General features: G+C 59.2%; 16 protein-coding genes. 12 read left to right on the forward strand and 4 right to left on the reverse strand.

Features of this window, described 5'->3' with window-relative positions:
• Positions 1 to 79: 79 nt before the first annotated feature.
• A complete protein-coding gene (locus I9H09_RS18035; protein ID WP_122324031.1) occupies positions 80 to 733 on the reverse strand; it encodes a LexA family protein in 654 nt (217 codons plus the stop codon).
• A 174-nt stretch (positions 734 to 907) separates the two neighbouring features.
• Here I9H09_RS18035 and I9H09_RS18040 point away from each other — a divergent pair, with 174 nt between their 5' ends.
• The 11 genes from I9H09_RS18040 (at position 908) to pdeM (ending at position 14,881) form a co-directional block, all read left to right on the forward strand.
• Complete coding sequence (locus I9H09_RS18040) at positions 908 to 1,129, forward strand: SEC-C metal-binding domain-containing protein (RefSeq protein WP_122324033.1); 222 nt, start codon at positions 908 to 910, stop codon at positions 1,127 to 1,129.
• A gap of 241 nt (positions 1,130 to 1,370) precedes the next feature.
• Entirely contained in the window at positions 1,371 to 3,845 is a 2,475-nt protein-coding gene (locus I9H09_RS18045) for a penicillin acylase family protein (RefSeq protein ID WP_122324035.1), read from the forward strand.
• Between the two features lie 264 nt (positions 3,846 to 4,109).
• Positions 4,110 to 5,156 (forward strand): ligase-associated DNA damage response exonuclease, encoded by a 1,047-nt coding sequence (locus I9H09_RS18050; protein WP_005889381.1) that lies wholly within the window; start codon positions 4,110 to 4,112, stop codon positions 5,154 to 5,156.
• Positions 5,153 to 6,868 carry an ATP-dependent DNA ligase gene (locus I9H09_RS18055; RefSeq protein WP_122324037.1) on the forward strand — a complete coding sequence of 572 codons (1,716 nt, stop codon included), beginning with the start codon at positions 5,153 to 5,155 and terminating at the stop codon, positions 6,866 to 6,868. The genes I9H09_RS18050 and I9H09_RS18055 overlap by 4 nt, the downstream gene beginning before the upstream one ends.
• A gap of 344 nt (positions 6,869 to 7,212) precedes the next feature.
• Positions 7,213 to 7,995, forward strand: a complete 783-nt coding sequence (locus I9H09_RS18060) for a transporter substrate-binding domain-containing protein (RefSeq protein ID WP_005889377.1) — start codon at positions 7,213 to 7,215, stop codon at positions 7,993 to 7,995.
• Between the two features lie 79 nt (positions 7,996 to 8,074).
• Complete coding sequence (locus I9H09_RS18065) at positions 8,075 to 8,803, forward strand: ABC transporter permease (RefSeq protein WP_005889375.1); 729 nt, start codon at positions 8,075 to 8,077, stop codon at positions 8,801 to 8,803.
• A complete protein-coding gene (locus I9H09_RS18070; RefSeq protein WP_005889373.1) occupies positions 8,800 to 9,510 on the forward strand; it encodes an ABC transporter permease in 711 nt (236 codons plus the stop codon). The genes I9H09_RS18065 and I9H09_RS18070 overlap by 4 nt, the downstream gene beginning before the upstream one ends.
• A gap of 12 nt (positions 9,511 to 9,522) precedes the next feature.
• Positions 9,523 to 10,641 carry a succinylglutamate desuccinylase/aspartoacylase family protein gene (locus I9H09_RS18075; RefSeq protein WP_122324041.1) on the forward strand — a complete coding sequence of 373 codons (1,119 nt, stop codon included), beginning with the start codon at positions 9,523 to 9,525 and terminating at the stop codon, positions 10,639 to 10,641.
• 9 nt (positions 10,642 to 10,650) lie between these two features.
• Positions 10,651 to 11,415 carry an ABC transporter ATP-binding protein gene (locus I9H09_RS18080; protein ID WP_053479409.1) on the forward strand — a complete coding sequence of 255 codons (765 nt, stop codon included), beginning with the start codon at positions 10,651 to 10,653 and terminating at the stop codon, positions 11,413 to 11,415.
• Between the two features lie 320 nt (positions 11,416 to 11,735).
• Entirely contained in the window at positions 11,736 to 14,228 is a 2,493-nt protein-coding gene (locus I9H09_RS18085) for a ligase-associated DNA damage response DEXH box helicase (RefSeq protein ID WP_236502358.1), read from the forward strand.
• Positions 14,225 to 14,881: a ligase-associated DNA damage response endonuclease PdeM gene (gene pdeM / locus I9H09_RS18090; RefSeq protein ID WP_053479407.1), complete on the forward strand. Its 657-nt coding sequence runs from the start codon at positions 14,225 to 14,227 to the stop codon at positions 14,879 to 14,881. The genes I9H09_RS18085 and pdeM overlap by 4 nt, the downstream gene beginning before the upstream one ends.
• A 75-nt stretch (positions 14,882 to 14,956) precedes the next feature.
• Here pdeM and I9H09_RS18095 read toward each other — a convergent pair whose 3' ends face one another.
• Positions 14,957 to 15,181: a hypothetical protein gene (locus I9H09_RS18095; RefSeq protein WP_005889366.1), complete on the reverse strand. Its 225-nt coding sequence runs from the start codon at positions 15,179 to 15,181 to the stop codon at positions 14,957 to 14,959.
• A gap of 112 nt (positions 15,182 to 15,293) precedes the next feature.
• The gene (dcd, locus tag I9H09_RS18100; RefSeq protein WP_024671406.1) at positions 15,294 to 15,860 is read right to left on the reverse strand and encodes a dCTP deaminase; all 567 of its coding nucleotides are present in this window, start codon (positions 15,858 to 15,860) and stop codon (positions 15,294 to 15,296) included.
• Positions 15,861 to 16,179: 319 nt separating this feature from the next.
• Here dcd and I9H09_RS18105 point away from each other — a divergent pair, with 319 nt between their 5' ends.
• Positions 16,180 to 16,389: a cold-shock protein gene (locus tag I9H09_RS18105; protein WP_002554837.1), complete on the forward strand. Its 210-nt coding sequence runs from the start codon at positions 16,180 to 16,182 to the stop codon at positions 16,387 to 16,389.
• A gap of 141 nt (positions 16,390 to 16,530) precedes the next feature.
• Here I9H09_RS18105 and apbC read toward each other — a convergent pair whose 3' ends face one another.
• A complete protein-coding gene (gene apbC / locus I9H09_RS18110) occupies positions 16,531 to 17,625 on the reverse strand; it encodes an iron-sulfur cluster carrier protein ApbC (RefSeq protein WP_122346510.1) in 1,095 nt (364 codons plus the stop codon).
• Positions 17,626 to 17,798: the final 173 nt, after the last annotated feature.

A 17,798-nucleotide genomic window follows, 5' to 3' on the forward strand; every position in this document is an offset into this window, starting at 1 on the left:
GCTATGGGCAAGCGCAATACAGGACGAGTTTAGGGAGCGGCTTCTTCAGAGACACGCTGAAGGCCTTGTTCCGCAAAGCTCACAGCCTGCCGGTCATCCTGACAGCGACACCGATAATGCGACAGTCGGCACCGCACTCGATCATTTTGTACGCCGGGTTGAGCGGTTTCAGGTAGCGAGTGCCACCGTCTTCCACCAGCTTCTTGAACGTCGCCTCGTTGCTGGCGGGCAGCTTGGCGATCACCAGCTTGCCGGGCTGAACATCGGCTTCCGTGTCCACCAGGATCATCATTCCTTCTGGCACGCTGACACCGGTGGGCGCAGTCATGGAATCGCCTTTGACCTCAAGCCAGAATGCTGGCCCCTTGGAGTCGTAGTCGGAAATTTCATAGCGGTCGGAGAACCCGTCAGGGTAAGGCTGCACCGCCTCTTCCCAGGACCCGGCGGACACCCAGCTGATGACCGGATAACGAAACGACATTTTCGGCTGATCGATCATCGCCACGTTGGCGTCGAACTCCTCTTTTTCAGGGCCTTCACCGATTGCCAGCCATTCGGCCCTGAAGCCGGTCGCCCTGGACAGTGCATAGAGGTTTTCGGGACGCAGGCTTTTGCTCTCGCCGCTGATCCACTGCGTGACGGCAGAATTGGCAACCCCGCAGTACGCGGCAATCTCCCCCTTTCTCATGCCACTGGCGGCAATGGCCTTGCCGATGCGTTCCTGTCTGGTCATGCGATGGGGCTCCAGCGCTGGAAAAATACATGGACGCTGAAATCGTCCGCCTGAAACTAAGCATACTTAAAAAAAACCGTTCAGCGCGAAAAAGATCGCCCCCTTACTGCTTCGCTTCGATTTGCGGGATAATGCGCGCCAGATTGACTGCAGATTTAACAGTGGAGTACCCCGATGAACCAGCAAGCCCATGTTCATGGCCCAGATTGCAACCACGATCACGACCATGATCATCACGACCATGATCATCATGACCACCAGCACGGCCACGTTCATGGTCCGAACTGCGGTCACGCTCACCAGGACCCAGTGCGCAACGCCCTGAAGGATGTGGGTCGCAACGATCCATGCCCATGCGGCAGCGACAAGAAATTCAAGAAATGCCACGGCGCATGATGCGCTGAGCGCTTCGACAACGGCCTGCCCATGCAGGCCGTTTTCATTTGTGACGCGCGCCAGCCCGACCGACTTTCGAAGCTGTGGCCCATGGCGGCGTGAGAAACGCAAGGTGACGGGATATGCACACTGCGTCTACTCCTGCAAAATCCTGAAATAAACTAAGCCTTGCCGCTTGCGTGCTGCCTGACTGCTCTCTAACGTAGCGGCTTTTGTACGTGACCCCTTCAGGAGTTTGCTCATGGCCTCGCCAGCCCTTCGTCATTTTCTACCCCGATTCGGCGCTGCCGCCGCTGCGGCGAGTTTCCTGAGCCTTGCCGGCTGCCAGTTGGGCAGCGGTGATCCTGATACCGTACTGCCTGTTTCCGGCACGTTTCCCGTCAAAGGGCTCGCGCAGAACGTTTCAGTGCGCCGCAACAACATGGGCATGCCGCTGATTGAAAGCAGCACTTACCATGACGCACTGTTTACTCTGGGTTACGTACATGCGGGTGATCGCATCAGCCAGATGCTCGGCATGCGCCTGCTGGCGCAGGGCCGTCTGTCGGAAATGGCCGGCCCGGATGCGCTGGACGTCGACCGCCTGATGCGCTCGGTCAACCTCAAGCAGAATGCCAGCGATCTGTACAACGCGGCCTCGCCTCGCCTCAAACGCTTCTTCGATGTCTACGCGCGCGGCGTCAACGCGTACCTGTTCCGTTATCGCGACAAACTACCAGCCGACATCGCCAGCTCGGGCTACAAGCCCGAGTACTGGAAACCCGAGGACTCGGCGCTGATCTTCAGCCTGCTCAACTTCAGCCTATCGGTAAACCTTCAGGAAGAGCTGTCATCGCTGGTGTTGGCGCAGAAAGTCGGGGCCGACAAACTCGCCTGGCTGCTGCCGACCTACCCTGACGAAGAGCTGCCGTTTGCCGAGGCCGACAAGCTCAAGGGCCTCAACCTGAATAATCAGATCTCCGGCCTGAACGATCTGAACCGGATTGCCTTGCAGCTTTCCGACCTGAACATGCTTGGCGTCGCGGCTTCGAGCAACTGGGCCATCGCGCCGCAGCGCAGCCGTAACGGCAAGAGCCTGCTGGCCAGCGACATGCAATTGCCTGCAGGGCTCAACTCTGCGTGGAGCTTCGTGCAGATCCGTGCGCCTAAATATCAGGTGTCCGGCGTCTCCATTGCGGGCCTGCCTTTGGTCCTCAGTGGCTTCAACGGCAAGCTGGCGTGGAGCATGAGCAACGTCAAAGGCGACAATCAGGACCTGTTTCTGGAGAAGATCAAGCGCGAAGGCAATCGTGTCTCCTACATGGCTGATGGCAAATGGGTGCCTGCCACCGCGCATCAAGAGACCTTTATGGTCAAAGGCGGCAGCCCGCTTCGCGAAACCGTGTACGAAACCCGTCACGGCGCACTGCTCAATGCCAGCGCAACGCAACCCGGCAATGGCCTGAGCCTGGCGCTGCAGGTGCCGAGTTTCAAGGACGACAAGAGCCTGGATGCCTTCTTTGATCTGTCACGCGCACCCAATGTGGAAAAAGCGTTCGACACCAGTCGCGAAATTCGCGCCATCACCCTGAACATGATCTTCGCCGATGCCTCGAACATTGGCTGGCAAGTGACGGGCCGCTTCCCGAATCGTCGTGAAGGCCAGGGCCTGCTGCCTTCGCCAGGCTGGGATGGCAAATACGACTGGGACGGTTTCGCCGATTCAATGCTGCATCCGTATGATCAGGACCCGCGTCAGGGCTGGCTCGCGGCGGCCAACCAGCGCACGATTCCCAAAGGCTATGGCATGCAGCTGTCCAACTCGTGGGGCTACCCGGAACGCGCCGAGCGGATTGCCGAGCTAGCCAACGGCGGCAAACAGGACCTGCGTAGCACCATCGCCATGCAATACGACCAGACCACGACCTTTGCGGCAAAACTCAAGACCATGTTCCAGGCGCCTGGCATGAGCAAGCCACTCAAGCAGGCCATCGACGCCCTGCCGGAAGCCGACCGCAACAAGGCTCGCGAAGCATTCACGCGCCTGATGGCGTTCGACGGCAAGCTCAGCGCCACCTCCGCCGACGCAGCGCTTTACGAGCTGTTTCTGCAGGAAAGCACCAAACAGATCTTTCTTGATGAACTGGGTCCGGAAACCAGCCCTGCCTGGCAGGCATTGGTGGCCAACGCCAGCTCATCGTACTCGCCGCAGGCCGACCACTTGTTGGGACGCGACGACAGCCCATACTGGGACGACGTCAAAACTCCGCAGAAAGAAGACAAGCCAGCCATCCTGGCACGCAGTCTGGCGGCCGCCATCACCACCGGCGACAGCTTGTTGGGCAGCGATCACAAAGCCTGGCAGTGGGGCAAACTGCATCGCGACAACTGGGCGTCCAGTAACCCGCTGGCCAGGCAACTGGGTGGCGGCGAGTTCAACCGTGGCGCCACGCCAGCGGGCGGTGATCACACCACCTTGAACGTTTCCGGCTTCGAGTGGGGCAAAGGCTTCGACACACGCGTAGCACCCGGCCTGCGCATGATCGTCGACTTCAGTCTGGTCGAACCCATGACCGGCATGATCAACACCGGCCAGTCCGGCAACCCGGCCAGCCCGTATTACGCCAACAGCATCGAGCCATGGCAGAAAGCGCAATACATGTCGATCCCGGTGCAGCAACAGAACTACGAAAAAGGCTATGGCAAACAACGCCTGACACTGACGCCGGGCAAGTAAAGCTCTGCGCCAACGAGCGGACGCAGAGCGCCCAGAAATGCGTCCCCACGCTGGAGCGTGGGGACGATAGCGTTTACTCGAGCGCCTATAGCGTTCATTCGGACACCTATCGTTGCGCACGCTCCAGCGTGGGAATGCCTTGCGTGATGCTTGGCGTCACAGATCTGTGGCTCGCTGCGTACTCGGGCCTGAGCGCGCAAACTCCCCGAACTTTCCCGCCCCGCACCGGCTCATAGCTAACAAGCCCATCCATACGGTTGCCCCATGGATCTTGTCGTTGCTCGTCCTGAAGGTTTGTATTGCCCACCCGGCGATTTCTATATCGATCCGTGGCGTGCGGTGGAGCGAGCAGTCATTACCCATGCTCATGGTGATCACGCCCGCACCGGCAATCAGCATTACCTGTCAGCCGCCAGCGGCGAAGGGATTCTGCGTTCGCGCCTGGGTCAGGATATCAACCTGCAAACCCTTGAGTACGGCGAAACCATCACCCACCACGGCGTAAAACTGAGCCTGCATCCGGCAGGTCATGTACTGGGTTCAGCGCAAGTGCGTCTGGAATACCAAGGTGAAGTCTGGGTTGCTTCAGGGGATTACAAAGTCGAACCGGATGGCACCTGCGCGGCGTTCGAACCGGTGCGCTGCCACACCTTTATCACTGAATCGACCTTCGGCCTGCCGATCTATCGCTGGGCACCACAGGCGCAGATTTTCGACGGCATCAACGAGTGGTGGCGAGGCAATGCGGCTCAAGGCAAAGCCAGCGTGCTGTTTGCCTACTCCTTCGGCAAGGCTCAGCGCATCCTGCACGGCATCGACTCACAGATCGGGCCGATTCTGGTCCATGGTGCCGTCGAGCCCCTGAACCGTGTGTATCGCGAAGGCGGTATCCGTATCCCGGAAACACAATACGCCGGCGACTTCAAGAAGACCGACCCGGCTCTGCGCCAGGCACTGATCCTCGCTCCGCCCTCCGCCGGAGGCAGCAGCTGGATGAAGCGCTTCGGCGAGTACAGCGATGCGTTTGCCAGCGGCTGGATGATGCTGCGCGGCACTCGACGTCGGCGCGGCGTGGACCGTGGTTTTGTGCTGTCCGATCACGCTGACTGGCCAGGCCTGTTGTGGGCCATCGAGCAGACCGGGGCCGAACGGGTCATGGTCACGCATGGTTCGGTCGGAATACTGGTGCGCTATCTGCGTGAACTGGGGCTGGATGCTCAGGGCTTCAGCACTGAATACGGCGATGAGGAAGACAGCAATCCGGCCACCGCCGAGCCTGAAGTGCCAGGCACTGGCGAGGCGCAGTCATGAGAGCCTTTGCCGAACTGTATTCCCGGCTGGACGCCACTACCTCAAGCAACGCCAAGCTGGCGGCGATGCATGACTATTTTGCAAGCGCCGCCCCTGAGGATGCTGCGTGGGCGGTGTACTTTCTGTCAGGCGGACGTCCGCGCCAGCTGGTGCCGACCCGCGTGCTGCGTGAACAGGCAATGACGCTGGCGAGCCTGCCGGAATGGCTGTTCGAAGAAAGCTATCAGGCCGTTGGCGACTTGGCGGAAACCCTGTCATTGCTGCTGCCGCAGGCCGACCACAGCAACGACGAAGGCCTGGCCACGTGGATGGAGGACAAGCTGTTGCCATTGCGCGGCCTGCCGCCCGAAGAGCTGGCCGCGCGCCTGCCCATGTTCTGGTCGCAACTGGACCGCATCAGTCTGATGGTCTGCATCAAGTTGATCACCGGCAGCTTCCGGGTCGGCGTGTCCAAACTGCTGGTCACCCGTGCGCTGGCTGCGTTGGCCAATATCGACAGCAAGCGTGTGGCACAGCGACTGGTCGGCTATACCGACCTGTCGCATAGACCCAGCGCCGAACGCTATTTGAAACTGATTGCGCCCGAATCGGAGGATGAGCACGCTCAGCGCGGCGGCCAGCCTTATCCGTTTTTTCTCGCACACTCACTGCAACAGCCTGCCGATCAGTTCGAAACGCTGTTGGGTGCTGCCGAAAACTGGCAGGTGGAATGGAAGTGGGACGGGATCAGAGCCCAATTGGTCAAACGTGACGGCAGACTGTGGATATGGTCGCGCGGTGAGGAACTGGTCACTGATCGCTTTCCCGAACTGCACACGCTGGTGCAGTGTCTGCCGGACGGCACAGTGATCGACGGCGAAATCGTAGTCTGGAAGGCACCTGATACCAACCCTGAATCCACTCCTGACAGTGGCACCGCGTTCGCTCTGGACAGTGGAGCCCTGCAGGCGGCGCCCTCGGTTCAACCTTTTGCTTTGCTGCAGCAGCGCATTGGCCGCAAGACCCTGGGCAAGAAGATTCTCGCGGATGTGCCGGTCGTTGTGCTCGCTTATGACCTGCTGGAATGGCAAGGCGACGACTGGCGCAGCAGGCCCCAGCACGAACGTCGCACCCAACTGGAAACCCTGATCGAAAGCTGCCAAAGCGAGGTACTGATGCCCTCCCCGGTGCTCACCGGCAAAGACTGGCTCGATCTGGCCACCCAGCGCGAGGCCTCTCGCAGCCTGGGCGTCGAAGGCATGATGCTCAAGGCCCGCGACTCGTTGTATGGCGTCGGCCGTACCAAGGACATGGGCGTCTGGTGGAAGTGGAAGATCGACCCGTTCAGTGTCGATGCTGTATTGATTTATGCGCAACGGGGTCATGGGAGGCGCGCCAGCCTTTACAGCGATTACACCTTCGCGGTCTGGGACGGCCCGCCTGATGCCAGCGAGCGTACGCTGGTTCCGTTCGCCAAGGCTTACTCGGGGCTGACTGATGAAGAAATGCGCAAAGTGGACGCCATTGTCCGCAAGACCACCGTCGAGAAATTCGGGCCGGTCAGCAGCGTGACACCCACGCTGGTGTTCGAACTCGGTTTCGAGGGTATAGCGTTGTCAAAACGGCACAAGAGCGGTATCGCAGTGCGCTTCCCGCGCATGTTGCGTTGGCGACAGGACAAACCGGTTGCCGAAGCTGACAGCCTGGCGACGCTTCAGGACCTGCTGAACTGACGCACTAGAAAAGTGCGCGCCATATTGCGCGCACCTTTTTGAAACACTCATTACCGCTCTTGTTTGCCCACCCGCTGAAAACCTTCTCCATTCGTTACTAATCTGCCTCCCCGCCTCAGCGGCTGCAGCACTTACCTCCACAGCAGGCGCCTGTTAACTGCTCTGGAAACGTGCAAAGGCGGCAGATTGCCAGCCGTTTATATGAAATAGCGACAACGCCTTACATTTCAAACGCATGTTCGTCTCTGTGGTTCGGAAATTGCTATCTTCTGTGTGTCTGGCACTTGCCGGTAGCAAGCTTCGCGTGTTCCCAACGCCCCATTTAAGGTTTTAAGGACTGAACAATGAAAAAAGCATGGCTCACTCTTTCTGCACTGGCTCTGTGCCTCGCCGCCGGTAACTCGATGGCCAAGGAGTACAAGGAACTGCGCTTCGGCGTCGACCCTTCCTACGCGCCGTTCGAATCCAAAGCCGCTGACGGCAGCCTGGTCGGCTTCGATATCGACCTGGGCAACGCCATCTGTAAAGAGCTGAAAGTCACCTGCAAATGGGTTGAAAGCGACTTCGACGGCATGATCCCAGGCCTCAAGGCCCGTAAATTCGATGGCGTTATTTCTTCGATGACCGTGACCCCGGCCCGCGAGAAAGTCATCGACTTCTCCAATGAACTGTTCTCCGGCCCGACCTCGCTGGTGTTCAAGAAAGGTGCAGGCCTGACCGCTGACCCGGCCAGCCTCAAAGGCAAGACCGTGGGCTATGAGCAGGGCACCATTCAGGAAGCCTATGCCAAGGCCGTACTGGACAAGGCAGGCGTATCCACAAAGGCCTACGCCAACCAGGATCAGGTCTACGCCGACCTGACTTCGGGTCGTCTGGACGCCTCGATCCAAGACATGCTGCAAGCCGAACTGGGCTTCCTGAAGTCGCCAGCCGGCGCTGACTACGAAGTCAGCAAGCCTGTCGACAACGAACTGCTGCCAGCCAAGACCGCCATCGGCATCGCCAAGGGCAACAAAGAGCTGAAAGCGCTGCTGGATAAAGGCATCAAGGCCATGCACGATGACGGCACCTACGCCGAAATCCAGAAAAAACACTTCGGCGACCTGAACCTGTACAGCGGAAAATAACACACCGACGCCCATCGATTTCGGCGATGATTCGCCGCCCTGTCGGTGGGCGTTTTTGTCAGCAATGCAAGGCCTATCCATGTTCGATGCACTCATGCAAAACCTGGGACTCTCGGCGCTCAGCCTGAAGGGCTTTGGCCCGCTGTTGCTGGAAGGCACCTGGATGACCATCAAACTGGCTGTTCTGTCGCTCGCGCTGAGTATCGTGCTTGGGCTGATTGGAGCCACGGCCAAACTGTCGAGTTCTGCGCTGTTGCGCATACCGGCGCAAATTTACACAACACTGATCCGCGGTGTACCGGACCTGGTGTTGATGCTGCTGATTTTCTACAGCCTGCAAACCTGGCTGACCATGCTGACCGACGCCATGGAATGGGAATACATCGAGATCAACCCGTTCGGCGCAGGCGTCATCACCTTGGGTTTCATTTATGGGGCTTATTTTACCGAGACGTTTCGCGGCGCGATTCTGTCCGTGCCGCGCGGCCAGGTTGAAGCGGCAACTGCTTACGGGTTGAAACGTGGCCAGCGGTTTCGCTATGTCGTGTTCCCGCAAATGATGCGTTACGCGTTGCCGGGCATCGGCAATAACTGGCAAGTGCTGCTCAAGGCCACTGCGCTGGTGTCGATCATCGGCCTGGCCGATCTGGTCAAAGCTTCGCAGGATGCCGGTAAAAGTACCTATCAGCTGTTTTACTTTCTGATACTCGCAGCGTTGATTTACCTGATGATCACCAGCGCCTCGAACCTTGCCCTGCGTTGGGCTGAACGGCATTACGCCGCAGGCAGTCGGGAGGCACAGCGATGATCGAATTGCTTCAGGAATACTGGAAACCCTTCCTTTATACAGACGGCGTGAATGTCACCGGTCTGGCCATGACAATGTGGTTGCTCAGTGCGTCCATCGCTATCGGTTTCTGTGTGTCCATTCCACTGTCCATCGCCCGCGTGTCGACAAAGCGCTGGGTGCGTTGGCCGGTGCAGTTCTACACCTACCTGTTTCGCGGCACTCCGCTCTATATACAGCTGCTGATCTGCTACACCGGTATTTACAGCCTTGCCGCGGTACGCGAGCAACCGGTTCTGGATGCTTTTTTTCGTGATGCAATGAACTGCACCATTCTGGCGTTTGCGCTGAACACGTGCGCGTACACCACGGAAATCTTCGCCGGTGCGATCCGCAGCATGGCCCATGGCGAAGTAGAGGCTGCCAAGGCCTACGGTCTGACCGGGTGGAAACTCTACACCTACGTGATCATGCCTTCGGCACTGCGGCGCTCGCTGCCGTATTACAGCAACGAAGTGATCTTGATGCTGCACTCGACTACTGTGGCCTTCACCGCCACGGTGCCGGACATATTGAAGGTCGCGCGGGATGCCAACTCCGCAACATTCATGACCTTCCAGTCGTTCGGCATCGCCGCGGCCATGTACCTGACCGTGACGTTCATTCTGGTCGGGCTGTTCCGCCTTGCCGAGCGCCGCTGGCTGGCCTTTCTCGGCCCGGCCCATTAATCAGGACTGAACATGCGTCATCACACTCATGAGCTGCTGTCGCCGGTACCTGGTACGGGTCGGCAGATCCACAGCTTTCATTACGGGCCGCGCCAGGGTTCGGGCAAGGTCTATATCCAGGCCTCGCTGCACGCCGACGAGCTGCCGGGAATGCTGGTTGCCTGGTACCTGAAACAGCGTCTGGCCGAGCTGGAAAATGCCGGGCGCCTGCTGGGGGAGATCGTCGTGGTGCCCGTCGCCAACCCGATCGGCCTGGAACAGGTGCTGATGGACGCGCCGCTGGGCCGTTACGAGCTGGAGAGCGGGCAGAATTTCAATCGCGGCTTCAGCGACCTTGGCGCGCAGGTCGGTGATGATATCGAAGCCCGACTGACCGCCGACGCAGGGCAGAACCTTACTCTTGTACGTGAAAGCCTGCTGACGGCCTTGAATGCTCTGACCCCGGCAACTCAGCTGGAATCGCTACGCCTGACACTGCAAAGGCTGGCTTGCGACGCTGACGTGGTGCTCGACCTGCACTGTGATTTCGAATCGGTGGAGCACCTGTACACCACGCCGGAGGCCTGGCCGAAAGTCGAGGCGCTGTCGCGTTATCTGGGCGCGCAGGCCAGTCTGCTGGCCACCGACTCGGGTGGTCAGTCGTTCGACGAATGCTTCACACTGGTCTGGTGGCAACTGCAGCAACGTTTTGGCGAACGGTTTCCAATACCAATGGGCAGTTTTTCGGTGACGCTGGAGCTACGCGGCCAGGGCGATGTCAGCCATGCCCTCGCCAGCCGCGACTGTCAGGCGATCATTCATTACCTGATCGACGCGGGTGTCATCGACGGCGAACCCTCGCCACTTCCTGAATTGCTTTACCCTGCGACGCCCCTGGCAGCGGTCGAACCGGTCGCCACGCCGGTGGGCGGCCTGCTGGTGTTCTGCGCGTTACCCGGCGAATACGTCGAGGCCGACCAGTTGATTGCCGAGGTCATCGACCCGATCAGCGACGCCGTGACCAGCATTCGGGCCCTGAACGCTGGCCTGCTGTATGCACGCTCGCTACGTCGCATGGCGACGGCGGGCATGGTCATTGCCCATATCGCTGGCACCCGGGCCTATCGCAGCGGCTACCTACTTTCTCCTTGAGGACCTGTCATGTACAAACTGACCATCGATGGCCTGCACAAAAGCTATGGCGACAACAAAGTGCTCAAAGGCGTATCGCTCAAGGCCAGCAGCGGTGACGTAATCTGTCTGATCGGGGCCAGCGGCTCGGGCAAGAGCACGTTTTTGCGCTGTATCAACTTTCTTGAACAGCCCAACGACGGGGCCATGAGCCTGGATGGCAAGCAAGTGCGCATGGTCAGCGACAAGGACGGCATGCGCGTGGCCGACGCGGATGAATTGCAACGTATCCGTACGCGTCTGGCGATGGTGTTTCAGCACTTCAACCTGTGGGCGCACATGACCGTGCTGGAAAACATCACCATGGCGCCGCGCCGGGTGCTGGGCGTACCCAAGGCCGAAGCCGAAGCCCGCGCGCGTAAATACCTGGAAAAAGTCGGCCTGCCAGAGCGTGTTGCCGATCAATACCCGGCGTTCCTTTCCGGCGGTCAGCAACAGCGCGTGGCCATTGCCCGTGCACTGGCGATGGAACCGGAAATAATGCTGTTCGACGAGCCGACTTCGGCGCTTGATCCGGAATTGGTCGGTGAAGTGCTGAAAGTCATTCAAGGCCTGGCCGAAGAAGGCCGGACCATGATTCTGGTCACCCACGAGATGGGCTTTGCGCGCAAGGTCGCCAGTCAGGTGGTGTTCCTGCATCAGGGTCAGATCGAAGAATCCGGCCACCCGGACGAGGTGCTCAACAGCCCGAAAAGCGAGCGTCTGCAGCAGTTTTTGAGTGGCAATCTGAAATAACGCGGGTTGTTGTGTAAAGCACCAAGAGCAAGAAACACGAGCTTCTGCCCGCAGGGCGTAGGAGCGGACTTGTCCGCGATGGGCTGCGAAACCGCCCTGAAACCTGCTACCTCGGCCGTGTCTGGTACACCAAGGCGGCTGGTTTTACTGCCGGTTCCCGGCAGTTCGCGGACAAGTCCGCTCCCACATTAAAATATCGCGGACAGGCGAAGCGTCGCCTGGTCCGCGCCTGCATCCTGGGAGAGCCCCATAACCATTTAAAACTATTACCCTTTCTTAGCTGTCTCTGACTTAACGCCACTCAGAGCACACGCAAACGGATGAGCAGACCCACCGATTTCGCCAAACGATGGTTTCTCGGCCGAGGCTGGAAGCCGTTCGCGTTTCAGAAGGAAGTCTGGGCGGCGGTGAAGAAGGGAGAGTCCGGCCTGTTGCATGCCAGCACAGGCTCGGGCAAGACCTACGCTGTGTGGTTTGCTGCCCTCAATCGATTTGCCAAAGCCAATACCCTTACCGCCGATAAAACACCCCGCAAACGCAAACCGCCCGCCGCCCCTCTGAGCGTCATGTGGATAACACCCATGCGTGCGCTGGCAGCCGATACCGCCCGCGCCCTTGAGGCGCCCTTGGCCGAGCTGGATATTCCGTGGTCGGTGGGGCTGCGAACCGGCGACACCAGTGGCAGCGAGCGTGCTCGTCAAAGCCGACGACTGCCCTCGGCACTGATCACCACACCGGAAAGCCTGACCCTGCTGCTCACCCGCGCCGATGCGCAGGCCGCCCTGTCGACGCTGAAAATGGTGGTGGTGGACGAATGGCACGAACTGATCGGTAACAAGCGCGGCGTCCAGTTACAACTGGCGCTGGCGCGCTTGCGCCACTGGAACCCGCAACTGATTGTCTGGGGTATTTCCGCCACGCTGGGCAACCAGGAGCATGCGCAACAGGTGCTGATCGGCGAAGGCGGCATGACCGTGCAAGGCAAGATCGTCAAGGACTTGCAGGTCGATACGCTGTTGCCGCCCTCCATCGAACGCTTCCCGTGGGCCGGGCACATGGGCCTGCGCATGTTGCCGCAAGTCGTCGCGGAGGTGGACAGCAGCGCCAGTTGCCTGGTCTTCACCAATACCCGCGCGCAATCGGAAATCTGGTATCAGGCGCTGCTCGAAGCACGTCCCGACTGGGCTGGGCTGATAGCTCTGCATCATGGGTCGCTGGCCCGGGAAGTGCGTGACTGGGTCGAGCGCGCATTGAAAGAAGGTGCGCTCAAGGCCGTGGTGTGTACCTCCAGCCTGGACCTTGGCGTGGATTTTCTGCCGGTCGAGCGTGTGCTGCAGATCGGCTCACCCAAAGGTGTCGCGCGCCTGATGCAGCGTGCCGGACGCTCGGGCCATGCGCCAGGTCGCCCTTCTCGCGTGACGCTGGTGCCGACGCACAGCCTGGAACTGGTCGAAGCCGCTGCCGCCCATGATGCGGTCGCCGCCAGAATGATCGAGCCGCGCGAGTCGCCACACCAACCGCTGGACGTGTTGGTCCAGCACCTGGTCAGCATCGCGCTGGGCGGTGGCTTCCTTCCCGATGATTTACTGGCCGAGGTGCGCAGCGCCTGGGCTTACCGCGACCTGAGCGACGAGCAATGGCAGTGGGCGCTGGCATTCGTGCGCAACGGCGGTCACTCCCTCACCGCCTACCCCGACTACCGCCGCGCCGAACCGGACGAGCTCGGTATCTGGCGAGTGCCGGATGCACGCCTGGCGCGCCGCCATCGCATGAGCGTCGGGACAATTGTCAGCGAAGCCACTGTAAACCTGAAGTACTGGAAAAAAGGCGGCGGTGGCGGCTCGCTGGGCAGCGTGGAGGAAGGCTTTATCGCCAGGCTCAAACCCGGTGACGGATTTCTGTTTGGCGGCCGCCTGCTGGAGTTGGTCCGCGTGGAAAACATGACCGCGTACGTCAAAAAGGCCACTGGCAAGAAAGCCGCCGTACCTCGCTGGAATGGCGGACGAATGCCCCTGTCCAGCGAGCTGGCGGATGCGGTGGTGGAAAAATTCGATGCCGCCGCCCATGGCGATTTCAACAGCCCGGAAATGCAGGCCATCAAACCGCTGCTGGAGGTGCAGCAGCAGTGGTCCGGCCTGCCGCGACGCGACACATTGCTGGCCGAAACGCTGAAGTCTCGCGAAGGCTGGCACCTTTTTCTGTACCCGTTCGCTGGCCGACATGTTCATCTGGGGTTGGGCAGCCTGCTGGCATGGCGCTTGAGTCGCCATCGACCACTGACCTTTTCCATCGCGGTCAACGACTACGGCCTGGAACTGCTCAGTGCCAGCGAGATTGACTGGGCCCAAGCATTACAGGCCGACCTGTTTAGCGAAAAGGACCTGCTGGCCGACATCATTGCCAGCCTGAATGCGGGCGAACTGGCGTTGCGGCGGTTTCGCGAAATCGCCCGGATCTCGGGCCTGGTGTTTTCCGGTTATCCCGGTGCAGCCAAAAGCAATCGTCAGCTTCAGGCATCCAGCGGGCTGTTTTTTGAGGTCTTCAAGCAATACGACGCTGACAATATGCTGTTGACTCAGGCCGAGCAGGAAGTGCTGCGCCAGGAACTGGATCTGCAACGCCTTGAACTGACGCTGCGCCAGATCAATAGCCGCAGGCTGGACCTGCATGCGATCAAGCGCGCCACGCCTCTGGCCTTTCCGCTGCTGGTCGAACGTTTTCGCGAAAGTCTCAGCTCGGAAAAACTTGCCGACCGCATCGCACGTATGGTCCGCGACCTTGAAAAAGCCGCAGGCCCGGAGCATGAGCAATGAAGCCTTATCTGCCTGTCACGTTGGCAGGAGAAGAACTATGGCTGCTGGCTGACAAGGCCATTTACTACCCCGCCGAGCGAACGCTGCTGATCGCCGACGCGCACTTCGGTAAAGCGGCGGCCTACCGCAAGCTGGGTCAGCCAGTGCCGCATGGCACCACACAGACTAACCTGCGGCGGCTGGACACCCTGCTGAACACCTACGCCTGTCATCAGCTGATTTTTCTCGGAGACTTCCTGCACGCCCCGGAATCACACGCTGCCGGCACACTCGCCGCACTGGAGCAATGGCGCGCAGAGCGCTCGACTTTGAAGATCACCCTGATTCGCGGCAACCATGACAAACGGGCAGGAGATCCACCGGCTTACTTGGGGATAGACGTGGTCGCCGAACCCTTGGTACTCGGTCCTTTTGCGCTGCAGCATGAACCTGACCCGCATCCCAAGCTTCACGTGCTGGCCGGCCACGTTCATCCCGTCTACCGATTACATGGTCGAGGCCGACAAAGCCTGCGCCTGGCGTGCTTCTACCTCGGTCAACGCGTCAGCCTGTTGCCCGCCTTTGGCGAGTTCACCGGCGGGTTTCGTATTCAGCCGATGGACAACACCCAAGTCTATGTCACCGGTGGCGATGCGGTGTGGCGCGTGGTCTGACTGCCGTTGGGCCAAAGCACAGAAAGCAGACGTGAAAACGCCCGCTCCCCGAAACAGGAAGCGGGCGATCATGAATCAGGCAACAGGCGCAGGCGGTGGATCGTCCGGCAAGGTAGGACCACCCGGCTCAGTGGGCTCCGGGGGAGGGGTATCAGGATCCGGATTACCCGGAATGCCGCCGCCGACCATATTCAGCTCCGGAAGCAAGTCCGAATGAGCCATGAGTGACCAGGCCAGCAGCCCGATCTCATTAAGCGGAGGAGATTGAGCCTGTTCAGAGATTTTGAAAGTAGTCTTCATAGGGCACTCCAGATCAAAAGCCTTCGCGCATAACGATTATGCGAAAGCATGTGATCAGATAGAGTGCGAAATAGAGTATTAATTCAATTCCACTAGTCGCCTGACCTGCAACTCAGGTGCGCGGCAGGGTGACGCCACGCTGGCCTTGGTACTTGCCGCCTCTATCCTTGTAAGACACTTCGCACTCCTCATCGGACTCCAGAAACAGCATCTGGGCCACGCCTTCATTGGCGTAGATCTTGGCCGGCAATGTAGTGGTGTTGGAAAACTCCAGCGTTACGTGGCCTTCCCACTCAGGTTCGAGCGGCGTCACGTTGACGATGATGCCGCAGCGCGCGTAAGTGCTTTTGCCCAGGCAGATGGTCAGGACATTACGCGGAATGCGGAAGTACTCCACGGTGCGCGCCAGCGCGAAGGAGTTCGGCGGGATGATGCACACGTCGCTTTTGATATCGACAAAACTTTTTTCATCGAAATTTTTCGGATCGACCGTGGCCGAATTGATGTTGGTGAACACCTTGAATTCGTCTGCGCAGCGAACGTCGTAACCATAGCTGGACACGCCATACGAGATCACACGGTCGGCACCTTCACCTCGCACCTGACGCTCCACGAAGGGCTCGATCATCCCGTGTTCCTGCGCCATGCGGCGAATCCACTTGTCCGATTTGATGCTCATGGCGATGTCCTGAATAGCGAGGTAAAAAAGTTATCCGGCATCTTACCGGGGTGGGGCCGACGGTTCAAAGACAACAGAGAGAGAGTTTGGACGGAGCGCGGCGTCGATCGGCTGCGAATGGAAATAATCATCAACAGACCATTGGCACGTTCGGAAAAAAGGGTTAAGGTGGCGTCACTGTGTTGCTTGTGTCACTGAGAATCTCTACACGATGTTGAATTTCGATCCAACCATCTCCATGAATTTTCCAGCTCTTTGCACTCAGTCTCGGCCAGGGCTCTTCCTACGCCGCAGTTAACTTTGTCCAAGGAGATATACTATGTCCAATCGCCAAACTGGTACCGTTAAGTGGTTCAACGATGAAAAAGGCTTCGGCTTCATCACTCCACAATCCGGTGACGACCTGTTCGTGCACTTCAAAGCTATCCAATCCGACGGCTTCAAAAGCCTGAAAGAAGGCCAACAGGTTTCTTTCATCGCTACCCGCGGTCAGAAAGGCATGCAAGCTGAAGAAGTTCAAGTTATCTAACTTGTACTGATTCGCTTAAAAACCCCGCCCTCAAAAGCGGGGTTTTTTATTGCCCGCCATTTGAGTAATCGCGCATGATCCCAAACGGATCAAGGGAGACAGAACTGCTACCGCCTCCCCCGCCGAAAAATCGTTACACCATCAGTCGTCGCTGACAGAAATGGTCGGCATCGCCGGGCTCGCCGCTTCCTGCAGCACGATTCGCGCGCCGACGTGACGCGCCAGTTCCTGATAGACCATCGCAATCTGGCTTTCCGGTTCGGCAATAGCCGTCGGCTTGCCACCATCTGCCTGCTCGCGAATCAGCATCGACAACGGCAATGATGCCAACAGCTCGACATCGTATTGCGACGCCAGCTTCTCACCGCCGCCTTCACCAAACAGATGCTCGGCGTGACCGCAGTTCGAACAGATGTGTACCGCCATGTTTTCCACAACGCCCAGCACCGGAATACTGACCTTGCGGAACATCTCGACACCTTTCCTGGCATCCAGCAACGCCAGATCCTGAGGCGTGGTAACGATCACAGCACCCGCGACCGGGACCTTCTGCGCCAGCGTGAGCTGGATATCTCCCGTACCAGGCGGCATATCGATGACCAGATAATCCAGATCATCCCATGCAGTCTGCGTGACCAGTTGCAGCAATGCGCCTGAAACCATCGGCCCGCGCCACACCATCGGCGTATTGTCGTCGATCAGAAAGGCCATCGACATCACTTCGATACCGTGCGCCTCAATCGGCACGAACCATTTCTGATCCTTGATCTTTGGCCGCGTGCCTTCAGGGATGCCAAACATCACCCCCTGACTTGGCCCATAAATATCCGCGTCGAGAATCCCGACCCGTGCACCTTCGCGAGATAACGCCAATGCCAGATTGGCAGCTGTCGTGGATTTGCCGACACCGCCTTTGCCGGATGCGACAGCGACGATATTCTTCACATTGGCCAGGCCCGGGATCTGGCTCTGTGCCTTATGCGCGCCGATCACGCTTTTTATGTCGACGCTGGCTGACAGCACGCCATCGAGGTTTTCGATAGCGGTCTTGAGAACTTGCGCCCAGCCATTTCTGAACAGGTCAGCGGCATAACCCAGCTCGAGCTGCACGCTGACGCGAGCGTCCTGAATTTCAATGGCCCTGACACAACCGGCACTGACCGGGTCCAGGTTCAGGTAGGGGTCGGTGTACTGGCGAAGAATCGTCTCCACCGCTGCGCGATTGACTGCGCTCATGGGCTTACTCCGAAAAAGACTGACTGAAACAGGCGGCTATCGTACCTGTTCTGCCAGGCAGCCACATGATTTCAACCCAGTGACAGGAGCATTCCCACAGCCACGCGGGGTGAAAAAAATTGCTCAGACCTTTATAGTGGCCGACCTCCGTTTCACTTCAAGTAGCCGAGCCC

Source organism: Pseudomonas tremae (assembly GCF_023278125.1).
GTDB classification, from domain to species: domain Bacteria; phylum Pseudomonadota; class Gammaproteobacteria; order Pseudomonadales; family Pseudomonadaceae; genus Aquipseudomonas; species Aquipseudomonas tremae.

Excerpts from the sequence above, each read along its gene's own strand:
- I9H09_RS18035 (WP_122324031.1), bottom strand. The coding sequence starts at position 733 with ATGACCAGACAGGAACGCATCGGCAAGGCCATTGCCGCCAGTGGCATG.
- I9H09_RS18040 (WP_122324033.1), top strand. The coding sequence starts at position 908 with ATGAACCAGCAAGCCCATGTTCATGGCCCAGATTGCAACCACGATCAC.
- I9H09_RS18045 (WP_122324035.1), top strand. The coding sequence starts at position 1,371 with ATGGCCTCGCCAGCCCTTCGTCATTTTCTACCCCGATTCGGCGCTGCC.
- I9H09_RS18050 (WP_005889381.1), top strand. The coding sequence starts at position 4,110 with ATGGATCTTGTCGTTGCTCGTCCTGAAGGTTTGTATTGCCCACCCGGC.
- I9H09_RS18055 (WP_122324037.1), top strand. The coding sequence starts at position 5,153 with ATGAGAGCCTTTGCCGAACTGTATTCCCGGCTGGACGCCACTACCTCA.
- I9H09_RS18060 (WP_005889377.1), top strand. The coding sequence starts at position 7,213 with ATGAAAAAAGCATGGCTCACTCTTTCTGCACTGGCTCTGTGCCTCGCC.
- I9H09_RS18065 (WP_005889375.1), top strand. The coding sequence starts at position 8,075 with ATGTTCGATGCACTCATGCAAAACCTGGGACTCTCGGCGCTCAGCCTG.
- I9H09_RS18070 (WP_005889373.1), top strand. The coding sequence starts at position 8,800 with ATGATCGAATTGCTTCAGGAATACTGGAAACCCTTCCTTTATACAGAC.
- I9H09_RS18075 (WP_122324041.1), top strand. The coding sequence starts at position 9,523 with ATGCGTCATCACACTCATGAGCTGCTGTCGCCGGTACCTGGTACGGGT.
- I9H09_RS18080 (WP_053479409.1), top strand. The coding sequence starts at position 10,651 with ATGTACAAACTGACCATCGATGGCCTGCACAAAAGCTATGGCGACAAC.
- I9H09_RS18085 (WP_236502358.1), top strand. The coding sequence starts at position 11,736 with ATGAGCAGACCCACCGATTTCGCCAAACGATGGTTTCTCGGCCGAGGC.
- pdeM (WP_053479407.1), top strand. The coding sequence starts at position 14,225 with ATGAAGCCTTATCTGCCTGTCACGTTGGCAGGAGAAGAACTATGGCTG.
- I9H09_RS18095 (WP_005889366.1), bottom strand. The coding sequence starts at position 15,181 with ATGAAGACTACTTTCAAAATCTCTGAACAGGCTCAATCTCCTCCGCTT.
- dcd (WP_024671406.1), bottom strand. The coding sequence starts at position 15,860 with ATGAGCATCAAATCGGACAAGTGGATTCGCCGCATGGCGCAGGAACAC.
- I9H09_RS18105 (WP_002554837.1), top strand. The coding sequence starts at position 16,180 with ATGTCCAATCGCCAAACTGGTACCGTTAAGTGGTTCAACGATGAAAAA.
- apbC (WP_122346510.1), bottom strand. The coding sequence starts at position 17,625 with ATGAGCGCAGTCAATCGCGCAGCGGTGGAGACGATTCTTCGCCAGTAC.